Consider the following 18,482-nt stretch of genomic DNA (forward strand, 5'->3'; position numbering starts at 1 on the left):
GGCGCAGGGGCGCCCTGGTCTCCGTTACCTGAGAAGGGTTGTCCTGCCCGGCGCAGACCGGTCAACGGCCGCGGCGCGTGGTAGTCGACAACAGCAGCGGGCCGAGGCAGAACTGAGCGGCCCGCAAGATCAGTGTACCCAACGCGAGTGACGTACCCCTAGTGAGATTGCTTGCACTCCGATCGCCTTGCTAAGTTACCGGTCGGTAATCGAGGAGGCTCACCCATGCTGCTGAACCCGCACGAGTACGACCCGGCCCACTTCGACGCGGAGACGCGCCGGCTGCTCCGGGCCACCATCGACTGGTTCGAGCAGCGCGGCAAGGCGAAACTGACCGAGGACTACCACGCCCGCACCTTCTACGCGGACTTCATCGAGTTCGCCGGCAAGGAAGGCCTCTTCTCGACCTTCCTGACGCCCGCCGCGAACGCCGACGGCAACCCCGACAAGCGCTGGGACACCAGCCGCGTCGCCGCGCTGTCGGAAATCCTGGGGTTCTACGGGCTGAACTACTGGTACCCGTGGCAGGTCACGATCCTCGGCCTCGGCCCGGTGTGGCAGAGCGGCAACGACGTCGCCCGCAAGCGTGCGGCCGACGCTCTGGACGCCGGTGGCGTCGGCGCCTTCGGACTGTCCGAAAAGGACCACGGCGCCGACATCTACTCCTCCGACCTGGTGCTCACCAAGGACGGCGACGGTTACCGCGCCACCGGCTCGAAGTACTACATCGGCAACGGCAACGTCGCCCGCACGGTCGCGGTGTTCGGCCGGATCGACGGCGTCGAGGGCCCGGACCAGTACGTCTTCTTCTACGCCGATTCCGAGCACCCGAACTACCACGTGGTGAAGAACGTCGTGCCGTCGCAGATGTACGTCGCCGAGTTCCGGCTCGAGGACTACCCGGTGCACGCCGAGGACATCCTGCACGTCGGTGCGGAAGCCTTCAGCGCCGCGCTGAACACCGTCAACATCGGCAAGTTCAACCTCTGCTTCGGCGGCATCGGCATGGCGACGCACTCGCTGTACGAGGCCATCACCCACGCGCACAACCGCGTGCTCTACGGGAACCCCGTCACCGACTTCCCGCACGTGCGCCGCGAGTTCGTCGAGGCCTACGCGCGGCTGACCGCGATGAAGCTGTTCTCCGACCGCGCCGTCGACTACTTCCGCAGCGCGCACGCCGAAGACCGCCGTTACCTGCTCTACAACCCGATCACCAAGATGAAGGTGACCACCGAGGCGCAGAAGGTGATCGGCCTGGTCGCCGACGTCGTGGCGGCCAAGGGGTTCGAGGCCGACACCTACCTCGCGATGGCGAAGAACGACATCGACGGCCTGCCGAAGCTCGAAGGCACGGTCGCGGTGAACCTCGCGCTGATCGCGAAGTTCATGCCCGCGTACCTGTTCGCGCCGCAGGAGTACGCGCCGGTGCCGACGCGCACCGACGCCGCGGACGACGCGTTCCTCTTCCGCCAGGGCCCGGCGCGCGGCCTGTCGAAGGTCCGGTTCCACGACTGGAAGGCCGCGTACGCGCAGGTGTCGCACATCCCGAACGTCGCGCTGTTCACCGAGCAGGCCGACGCGCTGCTGGAGCTGCTGACCACCGCCGCGCCGGACCAGGCCCAGCAGGCCGACCTCGACTTCGGGCTCGCGCTCACCGAGCTGTTCACGCTGGTCGTCTACGGCCAGCTGGTCCTGGAGCAGGCCGGCATCACCGGGATCGACGAACAGGTCGTCGACCAGATCTTCGCGGTGCTGGTGCAGGACTTCAGCCTCGCCGCGGTGGACCTGAACGGGAAGCCGAGCTCGACCGAGGCCCAGCAGGCGATCGCGCTGGCGGCGCTGCGCAAGCCGGTCGTCGACGCGGCGCGGTTCGACGCCGTCTGGGCGCTCGTCCGCGACCTCTCCGGGGCCTACGCTATGCACCCATGATGGCCAGGGAATACCGGCTGGGAACGCTGCGGAAGACCGTCAACGCGCTGGTGAAGCCGCTGCTCGCCCGCGGTGTCCCGGCCGCGGGCAAGGGCGGCGTGCTGCTGACCACGAAGGGCCGCAAGAGCGGTCTCGAGCGCACGACGCCGGTGAACGTCGTCGAGGCCGGCGGCGACCGGTGGCTCGTCGCGCCCTACGGCGCCGTCGCCTGGGTGCACAACCTGCGGGCCGACGCCGTCGCCCGGCTGAGCCGGGGCCGCACGGCCGAGACGTGGGAGGTCGAGGAGGCCGACGCCGCGACCGCGGCGCCGGTGCTCCAGGCCTACGTGCGGCAGATCCCGGTCACCGCGCCGTACTTCGACGCCAAGGGCAGCGACCCGGTCGAGGCGTTCGAGGCGGAAGCCGATCGACACCCGGTGTTCCGGTTGGCAAGATCACGGGCGTGAAGCACGAGCGGGCGGCGGAGCTGCTCTGGGACGCGTGGCGGACCGGCGAACGGCTGGACGGGCTCCCGGAGGACGTCCGCCCGCGGGACGCGGCCGAGGGCCGCGCGGCGCAGGCGGCGCTGGCCGAGCTGGCCGGCCCGGTCAGCGGCTGGAAGATCGCCGCGACCACGGCGTACGCCCAGCAGCACCTCGGCGTCCCGGGCCCGTTGCCGGGCGCGCTGTTCGAGCGGTTCCACCAGCTGGAAGGCACCCCGGTGCCGGCCGACACGATGACGATGGGCGTCGCCGAGCCGGAGTTCGCCTTCCGCATGAAGGCCGACCCCGGCCCGGGACCGTCGCTGGGCGGGGTGCTCGACGCGGTGGACACGATGTTCCTCGCGCTCGAGATGCCGGACAGCCGCTACACCGACCACCAGCACGCGGGCGGGCCGCAGCTGCTGGCCGACGTCGCGTGCGCGGGCCGGTTCGTCGAAGGGGCCGCGGTGCCGGACTGGCGCGACCTCGACCTGCCGGGCCACGCGGTGGTCCTGCACGCCGACGGCGCGGAGTTCGCCCGCGGCCACGGCGGCCTGGTCCTCGGCGACCCCCGGCTGGCGCTGCACTGGCTCGCGACGGAGCTGGCCCGCACCGGCCACCGCCTTCGCCCGGGCGACGTCGTCACGACGGGCACGGCGACCAAGCCGTGCCCGATCCACGCGGGCGGCCACGTGGTCGCCGACTTCGGCGCGCTGGGCCGCGTCGAAGCCCACTTCGTGTGACGCCGGGGGAGGGTAATTCGGCGTCTCCGGCGCTATCGTCGGCGCGTGGGCGAGCGCGGCAGGCCACGGCACCCCGACCGGCTGACCCCCGCCGAGTGGCGGGTGGTCGACGCGGTGCGCCACGGCCTGACGAACCGTGAGATCGCGCGCCGCCGCGGCACCAGCCCGGACGCGGTCAAGTTCCACGTCGGCAACGCCGTGCGCAAGCTCGGCCTGACCGGGCGCGCGGACCTGCGTGCCTGGCGGGGTGCGCCTGTGGACAGCGCGCTCAACGGCCGGACCACCGAGGAGGCAGCCGTGCTGGGACCGATCGGGCAGGTTTCGCGGACCGTCGCCGACCTCGGCCGCGCCAAGGCGTTCTACGGTGACGTGCTCGGGCTGCTGCACCTCTACACGTACGGGGACCTGGCGTTCTACGACTGCGACGGCGTCCGGCTGTTCCTGACGTCGGGCGAGCCGAAGGGCGGGGAGTCGGTGCTGTACTTCGGCGTCCCGGACATCAACGCCGCCTACGACACCCTTCGCGAGCGCGGCGTCGAGTTCCTGGGCGCGCCGCACCTGATCTTCCGGCACGAGTCCGGCGTGGAGGAGTGGATGGCGTTCTTCACCGACCCGGACGGCCACACCACCGCGATCATGGCGCGGGCGGATTCTCGCTAGAGTCACCACGTGCTGACGATCCGTGCCGGGTTCCTCGTGCTCGCCGTGGTCGTCGCGGCGCTCGACGCGGGGTTCTGGCTGTTCACCCGCGCCCAGCACCAGACGAGCGCGCGGATCGGGTTCCTCGTCGCGTTCGTCCTGCTGCTGGCCCTGCTCGCGGCGAGCGCGGGCCTGGTGCGCTGGGAGGTCGCGGCGCCACTCGGCGCGGCCTCGACGTCGGGCCTGTTCTTCGTGGGCGCGGCGTCGATCTTCAGCGTGGGCCTGGGCTTCCTGCTGACGGCGGTCGTCGAGGCGGCGCTCGTGCGCGGGATGGTGCTCGACGCGTCCTCCATCGGCTGGCGCGGCGGCACGTGGCTGATCAGCCTGTCGGCGGCCGTGGTCCCGGCGGGGCTGTTCGTGGCCGGCCTGGTCGCGCTGAAGTGAGCCGGAACGCCGACGGGCTCTCCCCGAACTCGGCGCGGAACACCCGGCTGAAGTGCGCGGCGTCGACGAAGCACCAGCGCGCCGCGATCGCCGCGACGCTCCTGTTGGCCAGCAACGGATCCCGCAGGTCCCGGCGGACGGCGTCCAGGCGCAGCCGGCGGATGTGGTCGGTGACCGTGTGGGGCTCGTCCTCGAACAGCCGGTTCAGCGTCCGCGGCGACATGCTGTGCGCGGCCGCGACGGTCGCCCGGGACAGCCGCGGGTCGTCGAGGTGGTGCTGGACGTAGGCGAGCACGCGGGTGCGCAGCGCGTCCGGGATCTCGTCGACGCTCACGTGCTCGGTGAGCGTGCCGGCCAGCAGGCTGAGCCCGGCGTCGCCGAGGCGGCTCGCCGCGGCTTCGTAGAGGTGGCTGCCCTGGGCGACCGACGCCGAGACGAAGTCGGCGAACACCGCGCCGGGCCCGCTGGTGGCGGTGAAGGCGTGCTCCATCGCGCGGGCGGTGGGCAGGTGCAGGACGTCGCGCGGGAAGGCCATCACCGCGGAGATCCACTCGCCCTCGAGCCGCAGCGCGTACGGGCGGCCGGTGTCGTAGAGCGCGAGCTGCCCGGGTTCGACGACGATCTCGCGGTCGCCCTGCACGACCGTCGCGCGACCGCGGACCTGGACGCACACCTTGAGCAGGTCCGACGGGTTCTGCCGGATCGTCCCGCGCGAGCGGCGGACGACCTGCGGGGTGCCCGCGACGGTGTAGACGTGGACGTCGCCGAGCGGGGTCGTGACGACGTCGCCCGAAGGCTCGGAACTGCCGAGGCGCTCGGGGAACAGCTCGCTGAACGCGCCGCCGAGCCGCTCCCGCCAGGCCTCGCCGCGGTGGTACACGGGGAAGGTCATGGTGCCGCCCGGGGTCGTCGCTGACCTGATCAGGCTAACACCGTGACCCGCAGAATCAACGCGCTCGCCGTTGGCGTGAGCAGGCTGGAAGCTCTGTCGGAACGCGGGAGGAACGCATGCTGGACGACGTCGACTGGCGCGGGAAGATCTTTTCGGGCGGCTGGGTGCCGGCCCACGGCGGGACGCTCCCGGTGACCGAACCGGCCACCGGCGACGTGCTCGCCGAGGTCGGCCTGGCCGACGCCCAGGACATCGACAACGCCGTGACGCGGGCTCTCGAGGCCCAGCCCGCCTGGGCGGCGACGCCGGGTCCGGCGCGGGCGGCGCTGCTCCGCCAGGCGGCGCGGGTCCTGGAGGACAACCGCGCCGAGTTCGAGCACTGGCTCGTGCGCGAAGGCGGCGCGATCCCGCCGAAGGCGGCGTTCGAGGTCGACCTGGTGCTGGCCGAGCTGTGGGAAGCGGCCGCGCTGCCGACGCAGCCGTGGGGGCACCTGCTGCCGACCAGCGAGGCCGGGCGCGAGAGCATCGCGCGGCGCATCCCGCTGGGCGTGGTCGGCGTGATCAGCCCGTGGAACTTCCCGCAGATCCTGTCGGTGCGCGCGGTCGCCCCGGCGCTGGCCCTCGGCAATGCGGTGGTGCTGAAGCCGGACGTCAACACGGCGGTCGCCGGCGGCACGCTGATCGCGCGTCTCTTCGAAGCGGCGGGCCTGCCCGACGGCTTGCTGCACGTCCTGGCGGGCGACGCCGAGCCGGGCGCGGCGCTGACGGAACACCCGGGCGTCGCGGCGATCTCGTTCACCGGCTCGACGGCGGTGGGCCGTCGCGTGGGCGAGGCCGCGGGGCGGACGTTGAAGCGGGTCAGCCTGGAACTGGGCGGCAACAACGCCCTGGTGATCCTGGACGACGCGGACCTGGACGTGGCCAGCTCGGCCGGCGCGTGGGGCGCGTTCCTGCACCAGGGCCAGGTCTGCATGACGGCCGGCCGGCACATCGTGATGGAGTCGGTGGCGGACGAGTACCTGGACCGCCTGGCGGCCCGCGCGGCGAAGCTCCCGGTGGGCGACCCGTTCACCGGCCAGGTCGCCTTGGGCCCGCTGATCAACGCCAAGCAGTTGTCCAATGTGGACCGCATCGTGTCGGAAACGGTGGCGGCGGGCGCCACGGTCCGCGCCGGCGGTTCTTTCGAGAAGCTGTTCTACGAGCCGACGGTCCTGGCGGGCGTGACGACGTCGATGCCGGCGTTCCGCGAGGAGATCTTCGGCCCGGTAGCCCCGGTGATCGTGGTCCGCGACGAGGACGAAGCGGTAGCGGTGGCGAACGACACGGAGTACGGCCTGGTGGCAGCGATCCAGACGGGCTCGGTCGACCGCGGCCGAGCAGTGGCGGACCGCCTGCGCACGGGCATCGTCCACGTCAACGACCAGACGTTGAACAACGACGCGTACGCGCCTTTCGGCGGCACGGGCGCTTCAGGCAACGGAAGCCGTTTCGGTTCAGGCCACAGCTGGGACGAGTTCACGCAGTGGCAGTGGGTGACGTTGCGAGAACAGGCCCACGGCTTCCCCTTCTGACCCGCTTGCCCAAAGCCGTGAAGGCCACATCGAGGGACTCAGAGTCCCTCAACGTGGCCTTCACGGACCTCTGTCCTACTTGTTGCCGAACCCGGCCCGGCGAAGCGCGTCCGCCATCGAGCCGCTGCCGCCGGAGCCGCCCGAGTTGCCACCCCGGCCGCCACCGCCCGAGCCGCCGCGCTGACCGCCGCCGCCACCGGAACCGCCTCGGCGCTGGCCGCCACCACCACCGCCGCCCTGCTGGCCCCGGTCCCGACCGCCCCCGCCACCGCCGCGCGAAGCCGACGGAGCGCCCGGCTCGTCGTCCAAACGCAGCGTCAGCGAGATGCGCTTCCGCGGCACGTCGACGTCCAGCACCTTCACCTTCACGATGTCGCCGGGCTTCACGACCTCGCGCGGGTCCTTGACGAAGTTCTTCGACAGCGCCGAAACGTGCGCCAACCCGTCCTGGTGGACGCCCACGTCGATGAACGCGCCGAATGCCGCCACGTTCGTGACCACGCCCTCCAGGCGCATCCCCGGCTTCAGGTCGCCGATCTTGTCCACGCCCTCCGCGAACGTCGCCGTCTTGAACGCCGGGCGCGGGTCGCGGCCCGGCTTGTCCAGCTCGGCCAGGATGTCCGTCACCGTCGGGAGGCCGAACGTCTCGTCGACGAAATCAGTCGGGCGAAGCGAACCGAGGGTCCGCGTGTTGCCGATCAGCGACCGCAGGTCCGTGCCCGTCGTGGTCAGGATCCGCCGGACCACCGGGTACGCCTCCGGGTGGACCGACGACGAGTCGAGCGGGTCGTCGCCGTCCGGGATGCGCAGGAAGCCCGCGCACTGCTCGAACGCCTTCGGGCCGAGCCGCGCGACCTCCTTCAGGGCCGTCCGCGAACGGAACGGGCCGTTCGTGTCGCGGTGGGAGACGATGTTCTCGGCCAGCCCGGTCGTGATGCCCGAAACCCGGGTCAGCAGCGGCGCGGACGCCGTGTTGACGTCGACGCCGACCGCGTTCACGCAGTCCTCGACCACCGCGTCGAGCGAGCGGGACAGCGAGACCTCGGACAGGTCGTGCTGGTACTGGCCGACGCCGATCGACTTCGGGTCGATCTTCACCAGCTCGGCCAGCGGGTCCTGCAGCCGCCGCGCGATCGAGACCGCGCCGCGCAGGGAGACGTCCATGTTCGGCAGCTCCGCGGAAGCGAACGCCGACGCCGAGTACACGGAAGCGCCCGCCTCGGAGACGATCGCCTTCGTCAGGTTCAACGAAGGGTGCTTCTTGATCAGCTCCTGGGTGAGCTTGTCCGTCTCGCGCGAGGCCGTGCCGTTGCCGATCGACACCAGGTCGACCTGGTGCCGCGCGCACAGCGCCGCCAGCTCGGCGATCGACTGGTCCCACTTGTTGGCCGGCTGGTGCGGGTAGATGACGTGGGTGTCGACGACCTTGCCGGTCGCGTCCACGACGGCCACCTTGACGCCGGTGCGGAAGCCCGGGTCGAGGCCCATCGTGGCGCGGGTGCCGGCCGGGGCGGCCAGCAGCAGGTCGCGCAGGTTGGACGCGAACACGCGCACGGCGTCGTCCTCGGCCGCCTGGCGCAGCCGCATCCGCAGGTCGATGCCCAGGTGCAGGAGGATCTTGGTGCGCCACGCCCAGCGCACGGTGTCGTTGAGCCACTTGTCGCCCGGGCGGCCCTCGTTGGTGACGCCGAACTTCGCGGCGATGCGCGTCTCGTACTGGGTCGGCCCGACCTGCGGCTCGTCGGTGGGCTCGTCCGGCGACATCGTGAGGTCGAGGACCTCCTCCTTCTCGCCGCGCAGCATCGCGAGGATCCGGTGCGAGGGGAGCTTCGTGTACGGCTCGGAGAAGTCGAAGTAGTCGGAGAACTTCGCGCCTTCGTCCTCCTTGCCGGAGCGGACCTTGGCCACCAGGTGGCCCTGGCCCCACATCTTCTCGCGCAGGTCACCGATCAGGTCGGCGTCCTCGGCGAAGCGCTCGACGAGGATCGCGCGAGCGCCGTCGAGGGCGGCCTGCGCGTCCGCGACGCCCTTGTCGGCGTCGACGAACACCGCGGCCGCGGCCTGCGGGTCCGTGGTCGGGTCGTTGAGCAGGCCGTCGGCCAGCGGCTCGAGGCCCGCCTCACGCGCGATCATCGCCTTCGTGCGGCGCTTCGGCTTGAACGGGAGGTAGATGTCCTCCAGCCGCGACTTCGTGTCCGCGGCGAGGATCGAGGCCTCGAGGGCCTCGTCCAGCTTGCCCTGGCTGCGGATGGACTCGAGCACCGCGAGCCGCCGCTCGTCGAGTTCCCGCAGGTAGCGCAGCCGCTCTTCGAGCGTGCGCAGCTGCGCGTCGTCGAGCATGCCGGTGACTTCCTTGCGGTACCGCGCGATGAACGGGACGGTCGAACCGCCGTCGAGCAGCTCGACGGTGGCCTTGACCTGTCCTTCGCGCACGCCCAGTTCTTCGGCGATCCTCTGCTCGACCGACACGCTCACTGCAACACGCTCCTGCTTCGCCTTCGGTGGGTCCGATCCTCACATTCTGCCGTTCCGACCACCCCGACTTTCGGATGGGGCTCCTTGACATTGAGATTGGTCTAGTCCATTTTGTGGTGACCTGCCTCACGACCAGTGGAGGTCGCCCCGTGGTCCCCAAAGCCCGTCTAGCCCTTTTGTCGTTACTTTCCGCGGTCGCGCTGTGTCTCGGCGTGACGTTCGTGCTCGCCGGCAGCGCGTCGGCGGCCAACATCCTCGCCAACCCCGGCTTCGAGTCCGGCACCTCGGGGTGGACCTGCACGTCCGTCCCGACCGCGGTGAGCACCCCGGTCCACAGCGGCAGCCGCGCCCTGAGCGCGACGCCGACGTCGTCGGACAACGCCCAGTGCTCGCAGACGCTCACCGTCTCGGCCAACACCGCCTACAAGCTGTCCGCCTGGGTGCAGGGCAGCTACGTCTACCTGGGCGTTTCCGGATCCGCGACCACCAGCACGTGGACGCCCGGTACCAGCGGCTACTCGCAGCTCTCGCTGAGCTTCACGACCGGCGCCAGCACGTCGCTGACGGTCTACCTGCACGGCTGGTACGGCCAGCCGACCTACTACGCCGACGACGTGAACCTCGACGGCCCGGGCACCCCGCCGCCGACGACGCCCACCACGCCGACGACCCCGACCACCCCGCCGACCACCACGACCCCGCCGACGACGACCACGCCGCCGCCGACCCAGGGTGACCTGCCCAAGCACGTCCTCACCGGCTACTGGCAGAACTTCTACAACGGCGCGAAGGCCCTCAAACTGGCCGACGTCCCGACGAAGTACAACATCATCGCGGTGTCCTTCGCGGACGCCACCGGCACGCCGGGCGCGGTGAGCTTCACGCTCGACTCCGGCCTGTCGTCGCAGCTCGGCGGCTACACCGACGCCCAGTTCAAGGCCGACATCCGGACCGTGCAGGCGCGCGGCCAGAAGGTGATCATCTCCGTCGGCGGCCAGAACGGCACGATCAGCGTCGGCGACTCGTCGTCGGCGACCAACTTCGCCAACTCGATCAAGTCGCTGATCACGAACTACGGCTTCGACGGCGTCGACATCGACCTGGAGAACGGCGTCAACGCCACCTACATGGGCCAGGCGCTGCGCAGCATCTACAACGGCGGCGGCAAGGTCATCACGATGGCGCCGCAGACGATCGACATGCAGTCCACCGGCGGCGGCTACTTCCAGCTCGCGCTGAACATCAAGGACATCCTGACGATCGTCAACATGCAGTACTACAACTCGGGCACCATGCTCGGCTGCAACGGCAGCGTCTACGCGCAGGGCACGGTCGACTTCCTGACCGCGCTGGCCTGCATCCAGCTGCAGGGCGGCCTGCGGGCCGACCAGGTCGGGCTCGGGCTGCCGGCGTCGTCCCAAGCGGCCGGCGGCGGCTACCAGGCCCCGGCCAACACGGTGTCGGCGCTGAACTGCCTGGCCAAGGGCACGTCGTGCGGCTCGTTCAAGCCGTCGGCGACCTACCCGACGATCCGCGGCGCGATGACGTGGTCGATCAACTGGGACGCGACCGCCGGGTACGCGTTCTCGAACACGGTGTCGGCCGGGCTCGCCGGCCTGCCGTGACGCACACGCCATGAAGGGGGCCCTTCCGGATCTGGTCCGGAAGGGCCCCCTTCGTGACACCCCCAGCCGGACGCGCAGACCCCCCGGCCGCGCGCCCGTGCCACCTACACTGCAGGACAGCGTGTGCGGGTTCGTTGCGGAAACGTGGAATCCGCAGGTCGGGGCGGGTTCCGGGAGGGAGTGCGATGGTGCGGTTCGGCGTCCTCGGCACCCTCGAGGCCGAATCCGGTGGGGCGGCCCTCGACATCGGCCACGCGCGCCAGCGGTACGTGCTGGCGGCGCTGCTGGCCGACCCGAACCGGCCGGTGCCGCCCGACCAGCTCGTCACCCGCGTCTGGGGCGGGAACCCGCCGCACCGCGCGACGGCGACCCTCCGGAGCTACCTTTCGCGGCTGCGGGCCGCCGGGTGCGCGATCGACCGCACCGCGCACGGTTACGTACTGCGGGCCGATCCGGCGTCGGTCGACCTGCACCGGTTCCGGGAGAAGGTGGCCCGGGCGCGGACGGCGGCCGACGACGTCACGGCGGCGGAGCTATTCGACGAAGCGCTGGCGCTGTGGCGCGGGGAGCCGTTCGCCGGGCTGGACTCGCCGTGGCTGACCGGCGTCCGGGAGGGGCTGGAAGCCGAGCGGCACGCGGCGCGGCTGGACCGTCACGACGTCTCGCTGCGGCTGGGCCGGCACGCGGACCTGCTGGCGACGCTGCCGCAGCTGGCCGCGGCGCACCCGTTCGACGAGCGGCTCGCCGGGCAGCTGATCCTCGCCTACTACCGCAGCGGGCGGCAGGCCGACGCCCTCGCGCACTTCGAAGGCGTCCGGCGCCGGCTCGTCGAGTACCTGGGTGCCGACCCCGGGCCGGGCCTGCGTGACCTGCACCGGCGGATCCTCGCGGGTGATCCGGGGCTGGAGCCGCCGCCGCCCGCGCGGCCGGAGGTGCGGACGGGCTCGCTCATGGAGCTGGCCGCCATCCGCGCCGTCGCGACGTTGCTGATCGTGGCGCGCGAAGGGGACTTCGAGGCCGCGGCCCGGCGGGTGCGCAGCACGGCGGACGCGCTGGAGAAGGAGATCGGCGAGCTGGCGGCCGAGATCGGCGGCCCGCTGGTGGTGCTCGACGACGGCGGCGTCCGCCTGACGGAGCTGGGGGAGCGGCTGCGGACGGGCGCCCGCGCGGGCGTGGCGGAGCTGGCGGCGATCTTCGCCGAGACCCGCGTGTCCGGACGCCGGATCGGTGGCCGGCTGCGCGTCGGTTACGTCGCGAGCCTCGGCGGCGACCTGGTGAACCGCCTGACGGCGGAGTTCGAGCGCCGGCACCCGGCGTGCCGCGTCAGCCTGACCCCGATCCGCATCGGCGCCCGTTGGAACGAGCACGACCTGCTCGAGGAGGGCGACCTCGACCTGGTGCTGCACTGGGCCCCGGGCGGCGACACGCGGTCGTTCGACCTGCCGAACCTGCGCACGGGCCCGCCGCTGCTGTCCAGGCCCCGCGGCCTGCTGATGCCCGAGGACCACCCACTGGCGTCACGCGCGTCGGTGACCCTCGAGGACATCGCGGACTACCGCCTGCTGGACCCGAGCAAGTCCCTGAACCCGGTGGCCCGCGACCAGTGGGCCCCACCGCGAACCCCGTCGGGCCGCCCCATCCCCCGCACGGAGGACGACGTCCCCCACCTGATCGGTCGCACCCGCATCGGCCCCGAAGACATGCTTTCGTTGGTGGCGCGCGGAATCGGCCTGCACATCACGGTGCTCTCTCTGCTTGAGCGCTACCCGTTCCCGGGCCTGAAGGTGGTCCCGGTGACGGACATCCCGCCGATGATCGCGGTCCCGGTGTGGCGGGCATCGGAGGAGAACGAAGCGATCCGCGAGTACGTCGCGGTGACGACGGAGCTGACGGCCGAGAATGCCGGTATCTTTCGGTGAACTGGTGAAACAGGTGCCGAACGCCCATGCCCGACTTCGATGGCTGGGTAGTCGGACTCGCTAGGTCATTCCTGCGTCCGGCCCTGGTGAAAGGCCGGGGAGACATGCCAAGCTCATCCATCGTGACTTCCTCGGATGTGAAACTGAGCGAGTTGGACCCGGCCCTCAGCCGAATCGCTGACCGGGCTTACGCCGCCGGGTTCAAGGTGCAAGTGATGCGTTGGCGCAACCCTGCGACGAAGGATCTGGAAGGCGCTCCGGAGCTCAAGGTCGACTTTCCGGCAGGCCGAGTTAAGCGGGAAGTGCAAATATCGAGTGGCGACGCCGGTAAATGGGCCAATGTCGACTTCGCGCAGTGGGTTTTTCTTGGCGACTACGACGCGATCCTGGACCGTTCGTCAGGCCGGATCGTAGCCGAACTCCACCATCGGGCTGACGGTTTCGGTCTCCGCTGGCAGCAAGTACCGGGCACGGAAGAGATCCCGGAGGACGATCCTGATCTGGTGCCCTTGGACGAGTGGGAAGCAGACTTCGTCACGAGGAACCCGATCAGGATACGTATAGAGCACAAGGCGGTCGAGGGTGTGTCGATCGTCGTCCAGAAACCGCCGCCGGTTCCGCTGAGGATCGCGTGCCGATCGCGCAACTCCTGGGGGCTGGTGCTCACGGGCGTCACCACAGATCGACACGACGAGGCTTTGAGGCTGCTCCAGGAAGTGTCCACATCTCTCTTCGTCGATCTGGACATGAGCTACGGCAACGCGTTCCTTTTGAAGAAGGACGTGCGCGTGGAGTGGGCTCATGATCGAGGCGACGACGAGCTCCCGTCGCAGACGAAGCCCCGCTTCCCGGTCTTGGCGCACAACGACGACGCCGCGTCCTTGTACTTGTACGCGCGAACCCTGGTCCGGGTACCGTTATTGGAGTACCTGGCGTACTACCAGGTGCTGGAGCACTTCATGCCGAAATACGCGAGATTGGCGTCGGTGCAGAAGCTTCGGAATGTCCTCAAGGACCCTCGGTTCAACCACGACGACGACCTCGCGCTCGGCCGTGTCATCGAAATGCTCGCTGACTCGGGTAGAACGTCGGGTACGGAGCGTGAGCAACTGAGGGCAACGATAGTGCACTGTCTTGACCCCACCGCACTCGCTGGCTATTTCGAACTCCACCCACGTGGCGAAAAGGCGTTGGCGGACAAGACAAGGATCGCCGCAGTTCGTCTGCTCAACCCGAAGGACACCAGCGTGACCCCGGTTGAGCAGGTCGCAGACCGGATCTACGACTTGCGGTGCCGTATCGTCCACGGCAAGGACGGCGGTGGCGGCCGGGGCGAGCCGTTGCGGCCCTTCGGCCCGGAGTCGAAACTCCTCGCGCATGACGTAGCACTTATCCGGTTCGTTGCCCAGCGTGTCTTGATCAGCTCGAGCGGCCCGGCCACTTGGTGGCGCTGACAGCGGACTTGCCCCTCACTTGGGCGCCAGAGGCAGCCGCAGTGCGCCCGGTGCGTCGCTTGGTACCGCCGGCCTGCGAGGTGCCACCGCCGCCACCCTCCGGTACTCCGCGCCCAGCGAAGGCCGTGGGTCCGCGTCACCGCAGTTCGGCCAGAAGGCCATGGCCCGCTCTGCCTGGGCCGTGATCGTCAGGGACGGGTTCACGCCCAGGTTCGCCGAGATCGCCGAGCCGTCCACCACGTGCAGGCCCGGATACCCGTACAGCCGCTGATAAGGATCCACCACACCGGTGGACGGCGAGTCCCCGATTGCGCAGCCGCCGATGAAGTGGCCCGTGATCGGGATGTTCGCCAGGTCCGTCCACGCGCCCTGCGGGAGGCCGCCGATCTTCTCCGCTACCCGGCGCGTCACCTCGTGGCCCGCTGGGATCCACGAAGGGCTCGGGTCGCCCGCGCCCTGCTTCGTGGTCATGCGCCGGCCGAACAGGCCGCGTTTCGTGTACGTCGTCACGGAGTTGTCCAGCGTCTGCATCACCAGCAGCCCGATCATCCGCTCCGACCAGCGCCGCGGGTTGTGCAGCTTGACGACGTTCCGCCGCTGCCGCCACAGCTCGCGCGCACCCAGCACCCAGCGGCGCTTGCCGGAAACCGCGTCCACCAGCACCGTTGTCATCAGGCCCATGAAGTTGCTGCCGCGCCCGTACCGCACCGGCTCCACGTGCGTCACCGAATCCGGGTGGATCGACGACGTGATCGCGACGCCGCGCGTGTAGTCCGTGTCGTCCCGCAGCGACCGCGCGGCCAGCACCGCCTCGGAGTTCGTCCGGGCCAGCAGTCCGAGACGCGGCGACAGCGCAGGCAGGGTTCCGTTGTCGCGCAGGCGGTGCAGCAGCCGTTGCGTGCCCAGGGAAGCCGCCGAGAACACCACCTGCGACGCGGTGAACGTCCGGCGCGCCCGGCGCCCGGTGCGGACCGTGTCGACCGCGTAGCCGCCCTCGATCGGCCGGACGGAGACGGCCGTGGTCAGGGGATGCACCACGGCACCCGCCTTTTCGGCCAGGTACAGGTAGTTCTTCACGGTCGTGTTCTTCGCACCGACGCGGCAGCCGGTCATGCATTCGCCGCACAGCGTGCACTTCTGCCGCACCGGCCCGGCTCCGCCGAAGAACGGGTCTACTCCGGACTGTCCGAAGTAGACGCCGACGGGCGTGCGCCGGTACGTGTGCCCGATGCCCATGTCCTCGGCGACCTCGCGAAGGACCCGGTCCGCGGCCGTCGTCGCCGGGTTCTCGACCACGCCGAGCATCCGCTTCGCCTGGTCGTAGTACGGCGCCAGCTCGTCCTTCCAGTCCGTGATGTGCGCCCACTGCGGGTCGGCGTAGAACTTGTCCGGCGGCTCGTACAGCGTGTTCGCGTACACCAGCGACCCACCGCCGACGCCCGAGCCGCTCATCACGAAGGTGTTCTTCAGCAGCGTCAGCCGCTGGATGCCGAAACACCCGAGTTTCGGGGCCCACAGGTACTTCCGCAGCCGCCACGACGTCTTGGCGAACTCGTCGTCGGCGAACCGGCGGCCGGTCTCCAGCACGCCGACGCGGTAGCCCTTCTCGGTCAGCCGCAACGCGGTGACGCTGCCGCCGAACCCGGAACCGATCACGAGGACGTCGTAGTCCATCACGCCACCACCCGGAAGTCCGCGGGGTCGAGCCGCCGGGTCCGGCGGTCGTATTCGGTGACCAGGCCCGGCCAGTTGGTCGTGACCCGGCCGTCGGCCTGGCGGTACCAGCTCGTGCACGCGCTCCACACGCTGTGGCCCAGCCGCGCCTGCACCTCGTCGTCGTAGCGCGCCTCGACCTCAGGGAGAACGTCCAGATAGGACACTCCGGGACGGGACAACTGTTCCACGGCCTGGCGGATGTACCGGGCCTGCCGCTCGATCATGTAGATGATGGAGCCGGCGCCGAGGTTCGTGTTCGGCCCGTAGACGCAGAACATGTTGGGGAATCCGGGCACGGTGATCCCCAGGTAGGCCCGCGCGCCCCCCGACCACGCGTCCTTCAGCGGCCGGCCGTCCAGCCCGCGCACGTCGATCTGCCCGAGGAAGTCGGTCGCGGCGAACCCGGTGCCGTAGACGATGACGTCCGCCTCGTGCTCGACGCCGTCCTCGGTCCGGACGCCGGTCTCGGTGATCTCGCCGATCCGCGCCGTCTCGACGTCGACGTCCGGCTGGGCCAGCGCGGGCAGGTACTCGTTGGTGAACAGGATCCGCTTGCAGCCCAAGGGGTAGTCCGGAGTCAGCTTCGCGCGCAGCGCCGGGTCCTTGATGTGCCGGCGGCGCAGCTGCGCGGCCCGGAGCTCGAACATCTTCGCCAGCACGGGGTGGCGCGTCATCGCGTACGTCGCGTACTCGGCGAGCAGGAAGATCCGCAGCCGGCCGAGCAGCTGCGTCGGCGGCAGGTGCTCGAACAGCCAGTGCTGCCAGCCGTGGTAGGTCGGGTCCGACTTCGCCAGGACGTACGGCGGCGTCCGCTGGAAGACCGTGACGTGCTTCGCCTGCTTGCGCAGCTCGGGGACGAACTGGACGGCGCTGGCCCCGGTCCCGATCACGGCGACGCGCTTCCCGTGCAGGTCGACGTCGTGGTCCCAGCGCGCCGAGTGGAAGGCGGCTCCCGCGAACCGGTCCCGCCCGGGGATGGTGGGCAGGACCGGCCGCGACAGCTGCCCGACGGCCGGGACGAAGACGTCGGCCTCGAACGTCTCGCCGTTCTTGGTCTCGACGCGCCAGACGCCGTCCTCGAACGCGGCCCCGGTGACCTCGGTGCCGTACCGGATGTGCGGCTCGAGGCCGTACTTCGTGATGACGCCGCGCAGGTAGGCCAGGATGTCCGGCTGGTACGAGAACCGCTTGGGCCAGCGGGGGTTCGGCTCGAAGGAGAACGAGTAGAGCGGCGACGGGATGTCGCAGGCGGCGCCCGGGTAGGTGTTGTCCCGCCAGACCCCACCGGGCTCGGCCGCGCTCTCCAGGATGGTGAAGTCGGTGAACCCGGCCCGCTTGAGCTCGATGGCGGTGCCGATGCCGCCGAACCCGGTGCCCACGATCAGCACCGACGGCCCCTTCGCCGAACCAGTCATGCTGAAGAAAGCTACCCATCCGGAGCCTGTGACAACAGGACACGAACGGTCACGCGATCGAGATTTCCGGCCACGGCGGATGCGTCACGCCAGTACGCGCACCTCGTGCGTCTCCGCGCCCGGCTCCGCCCAGCTCAGCAGCCGAGCCGCCGCGCTTTCCAAGGCCTCCAGATCCCGCTTCGGCAGCTTCTCGAACGGCGTCAGCTCCACCGCGGCGGTCTTGCGGGTCGTCCGCAGCTCCCAGAGGCCGCGGACGTACCCACCCGTCAGCAGCGCCCCCTTGACCAGGCCGTTCTGCGTGATCACGCGCTTGCGGTGCTCGTCGCTGATCACCCGGGTGCGGTCCGCGTACGACAGGATCGTCTGGTCGAACGGCCCCAGCAGCCGCGGCGGCGCCGGGACGTCCTCGTCCGGCACGGTCAGCTCCGGCAAGTCGAGCAGCTCGCGGCCGTCCGGGTCGCGGTAGCGGCGCAGGTCCATCTCCGCCGCGACCTCGCCCAGCCGGGTGATGCCCGCCCACGCCTGGACGTCCGCCACCGACGCCGGGCCGAACGCGCGCAGGTACCGCGCGATCACCAAAGCCGGCGACGGCGCGGGCAGGGGAGCGCCCACCCACTCGTCCAGGCAGGCGTACGTCGTCTGCCCGGCCTTGCCCCAGATCGCCCGCGGCGGGACCTGCACCAGCGGCAGCCGCCCCCGGGCGAGGTGGGTGAGGGACGCCGTCGCGACGTCCGGCCACCGCCGCGCCAGCTCGGCGCCCAGCGCGGTGCTCGACAGCGGTGACGCCAGGAGCAGCTCCCGCGCGGCCGCGGCGACGACGTCGTGGTCCAGCCCGGTCAGCGCCTGCGCGTGCAGGGTGTTCTGCTTGAGATCGCGGTCGTAGAGCCCCTGCACCACCGGCCGCCACGCCAGCGCGTCCGCCGCCGTCACCAGGTGGACGGTGCCGCGCATCAGGGCGATCCGGACCACCCGCCGGCTCTCCAGCAGCTCGGCCAGGTCCGCGGGCTTGAAGCCGTGCAGCCGCGCCCACAGCGCGTAGTACGGCGGGAACGGCGCCTGCGCCTGCAGCCCGGCCAGGTGCTCCACCGCGTCGTGGGCGGACAGCTTCGCGCGGCGCAGCAGCAGCTGGCGCTCCAGCGTCGCGCGGTTCAGCGCCCGTCGGCTCAACGTCGTCACAGCGCCACCCTAACGATCAC

Annotated in this window: 14 protein-coding genes; 9 read left to right on the forward strand and 5 right to left on the reverse strand. The window is 70.7% G+C overall.

All coding sequences use genetic code 11. The features are described from left to right. The first annotated feature begins 225 nt into the window (after positions 1-225). The 5 genes from VA596_RS33905 to VA596_RS33925 are packed head-to-tail and all read left to right on the forward strand — an operon-like array spanning position 226 to position 4,219. Positions 226-1,932, forward strand: a complete 1,707-nt coding sequence (locus VA596_RS33905) for an acyl-CoA dehydrogenase (RefSeq protein ID WP_323332430.1) — start codon at positions 226-228, stop codon at positions 1,930-1,932. Further along, the gene (locus VA596_RS33910; RefSeq protein ID WP_323332431.1) at positions 1,929-2,378 is read left to right on the forward strand and encodes a nitroreductase family deazaflavin-dependent oxidoreductase; all 450 of its coding nucleotides are present in this window, start codon (positions 1,929-1,931) and stop codon (positions 2,376-2,378) included. The genes VA596_RS33905 and VA596_RS33910 overlap by 4 nt, the downstream gene beginning before the upstream one ends. Beyond that, positions 2,375-3,136: a 2-keto-4-pentenoate hydratase gene (locus VA596_RS33915; protein WP_323332432.1), complete on the forward strand. Its 762-nt coding sequence runs from the start codon at positions 2,375-2,377 to the stop codon at positions 3,134-3,136. The genes VA596_RS33910 and VA596_RS33915 overlap by 4 nt, the downstream gene beginning before the upstream one ends. A 45-nt stretch (positions 3,137-3,181) precedes the next feature. Beyond that, complete coding sequence (locus VA596_RS33920) at positions 3,182-3,796, forward strand: VOC family protein (protein ID WP_323332434.1); 615 nt, start codon at positions 3,182-3,184, stop codon at positions 3,794-3,796. Positions 3,797-3,805: 9 nt separating this feature from the next. Beyond that, positions 3,806-4,219, forward strand: coding sequence for a hypothetical protein (locus tag VA596_RS33925; RefSeq protein WP_323332435.1), 414 nt, complete (start codon positions 3,806-3,808; stop codon positions 4,217-4,219). Here VA596_RS33925 and VA596_RS33930 read toward each other — a convergent pair. Continuing rightward, positions 4,155-5,111 carry an AraC-like ligand-binding domain-containing protein gene (locus VA596_RS33930; protein ID WP_323332437.1) on the reverse strand — a complete coding sequence of 319 codons (957 nt, stop codon included), beginning with the start codon at positions 5,109-5,111 and terminating at the stop codon, positions 4,155-4,157. The two genes, VA596_RS33925 and VA596_RS33930, sit on opposite strands and share 65 nt — an antisense overlap. Positions 5,112-5,227: 116 nt before the next feature. Here VA596_RS33930 and VA596_RS33935 point away from each other — a divergent pair, with 116 nt between their 5' ends. Then, the gene (locus VA596_RS33935; protein WP_323332438.1) at positions 5,228-6,682 is read left to right on the forward strand and encodes a benzaldehyde dehydrogenase; all 1,455 of its coding nucleotides are present in this window, start codon (positions 5,228-5,230) and stop codon (positions 6,680-6,682) included. Between the two features lie 75 nt (positions 6,683-6,757). On the opposite strand, the gene VA596_RS33940 is transcribed toward VA596_RS33935, so the two are convergent. Then, complete coding sequence (locus VA596_RS33940) at positions 6,758-9,157, reverse strand: Tex family protein (RefSeq protein ID WP_323332440.1); 2,400 nt, start codon at positions 9,155-9,157, stop codon at positions 6,758-6,760. 149 nt (positions 9,158-9,306) lie between these two features. On the opposite strand from VA596_RS33940, the gene VA596_RS33945 reads away from it, so the two are divergent. From VA596_RS33945 to VA596_RS33955, 3 genes are all read left to right on the forward strand, one after another. Then, on the forward strand, positions 9,307-10,782 hold the full coding sequence (locus tag VA596_RS33945; protein WP_323332442.1) for a chitinase: 1,476 nt from the start codon (positions 9,307-9,309) through the stop codon (positions 10,780-10,782). A gap of 185 nt (positions 10,783-10,967) precedes the next feature. After that, complete coding sequence (locus VA596_RS33950; protein ID WP_323332444.1) at positions 10,968-12,701, forward strand: BTAD domain-containing putative transcriptional regulator; 1,734 nt, start codon at positions 10,968-10,970, stop codon at positions 12,699-12,701. Between the two features lie 26 nt (positions 12,702-12,727). Next, complete coding sequence (locus tag VA596_RS33955; protein ID WP_323332446.1) at positions 12,728-14,155, forward strand: hypothetical protein; 1,428 nt, start codon at positions 12,728-12,730, stop codon at positions 14,153-14,155. Positions 14,156-14,170: 15 nt separating this feature from the next. On the opposite strand, the gene VA596_RS33960 is transcribed toward VA596_RS33955, so the two are convergent. From VA596_RS33960 to VA596_RS33970, 3 genes are all read right to left on the reverse strand, one after another. Beyond that, on the reverse strand, positions 14,171-15,829 hold the full coding sequence (locus VA596_RS33960; protein WP_323332448.1) for a GMC family oxidoreductase: 1,659 nt from the start codon (positions 15,827-15,829) through the stop codon (positions 14,171-14,173). After that, positions 15,829-17,286, reverse strand: a complete 1,458-nt coding sequence (locus VA596_RS33965) for a flavin-containing monooxygenase (RefSeq protein ID WP_323332450.1) — start codon at positions 17,284-17,286, stop codon at positions 15,829-15,831. The genes VA596_RS33960 and VA596_RS33965 overlap by 1 nt, the downstream gene beginning before the upstream one ends. Before the next feature lie 84 nt (positions 17,287-17,370). Beyond that, on the reverse strand, positions 17,371-18,462 hold the full coding sequence (locus VA596_RS33970) for a winged helix DNA-binding domain-containing protein (RefSeq protein ID WP_323332451.1): 1,092 nt from the start codon (positions 18,460-18,462) through the stop codon (positions 17,371-17,373). Between the last annotated feature and the right edge of the window lie 20 nt (positions 18,463-18,482).

Source organism: Amycolatopsis heterodermiae, assembly GCF_034929455.1.
Taxonomy (GTDB): Bacteria; Actinomycetota; Actinomycetes; order Mycobacteriales; family Pseudonocardiaceae; genus Amycolatopsis; species Amycolatopsis heterodermiae.

What these genes read in the sequence shown, in the direction of transcription:
- VA596_RS33905 (WP_323332430.1), top strand. Translation starts at nt 226, where the DNA reads ATGCTGCTGAACCCGCACGAGTACGACCCGGCCCACTTCGACGCGGAG.
- VA596_RS33910 (WP_323332431.1), top strand. Translation starts at nt 1,929, where the DNA reads ATGATGGCCAGGGAATACCGGCTGGGAACGCTGCGGAAGACCGTCAAC.
- VA596_RS33930 (WP_323332437.1), bottom strand. Translation starts at nt 5,111, where the DNA reads ATGACCTTCCCCGTGTACCACCGCGGCGAGGCCTGGCGGGAGCGGCTC.
- VA596_RS33935 (WP_323332438.1), top strand. Translation starts at nt 5,228, where the DNA reads ATGCTGGACGACGTCGACTGGCGCGGGAAGATCTTTTCGGGCGGCTGG.
- VA596_RS33950 (WP_323332444.1), top strand. Translation starts at nt 10,968, where the DNA reads ATGGTGCGGTTCGGCGTCCTCGGCACCCTCGAGGCCGAATCCGGTGGG.
- VA596_RS33955 (WP_323332446.1), top strand. Translation starts at nt 12,728, where the DNA reads ATGCCCGACTTCGATGGCTGGGTAGTCGGACTCGCTAGGTCATTCCTG.
- VA596_RS33960 (WP_323332448.1), bottom strand. Translation starts at nt 15,829, where the DNA reads ATGGACTACGACGTCCTCGTGATCGGTTCCGGGTTCGGCGGCAGCGTC.
- VA596_RS33965 (WP_323332450.1), bottom strand. Translation starts at nt 17,286, where the DNA reads ATGACTGGTTCGGCGAAGGGGCCGTCGGTGCTGATCGTGGGCACCGGG.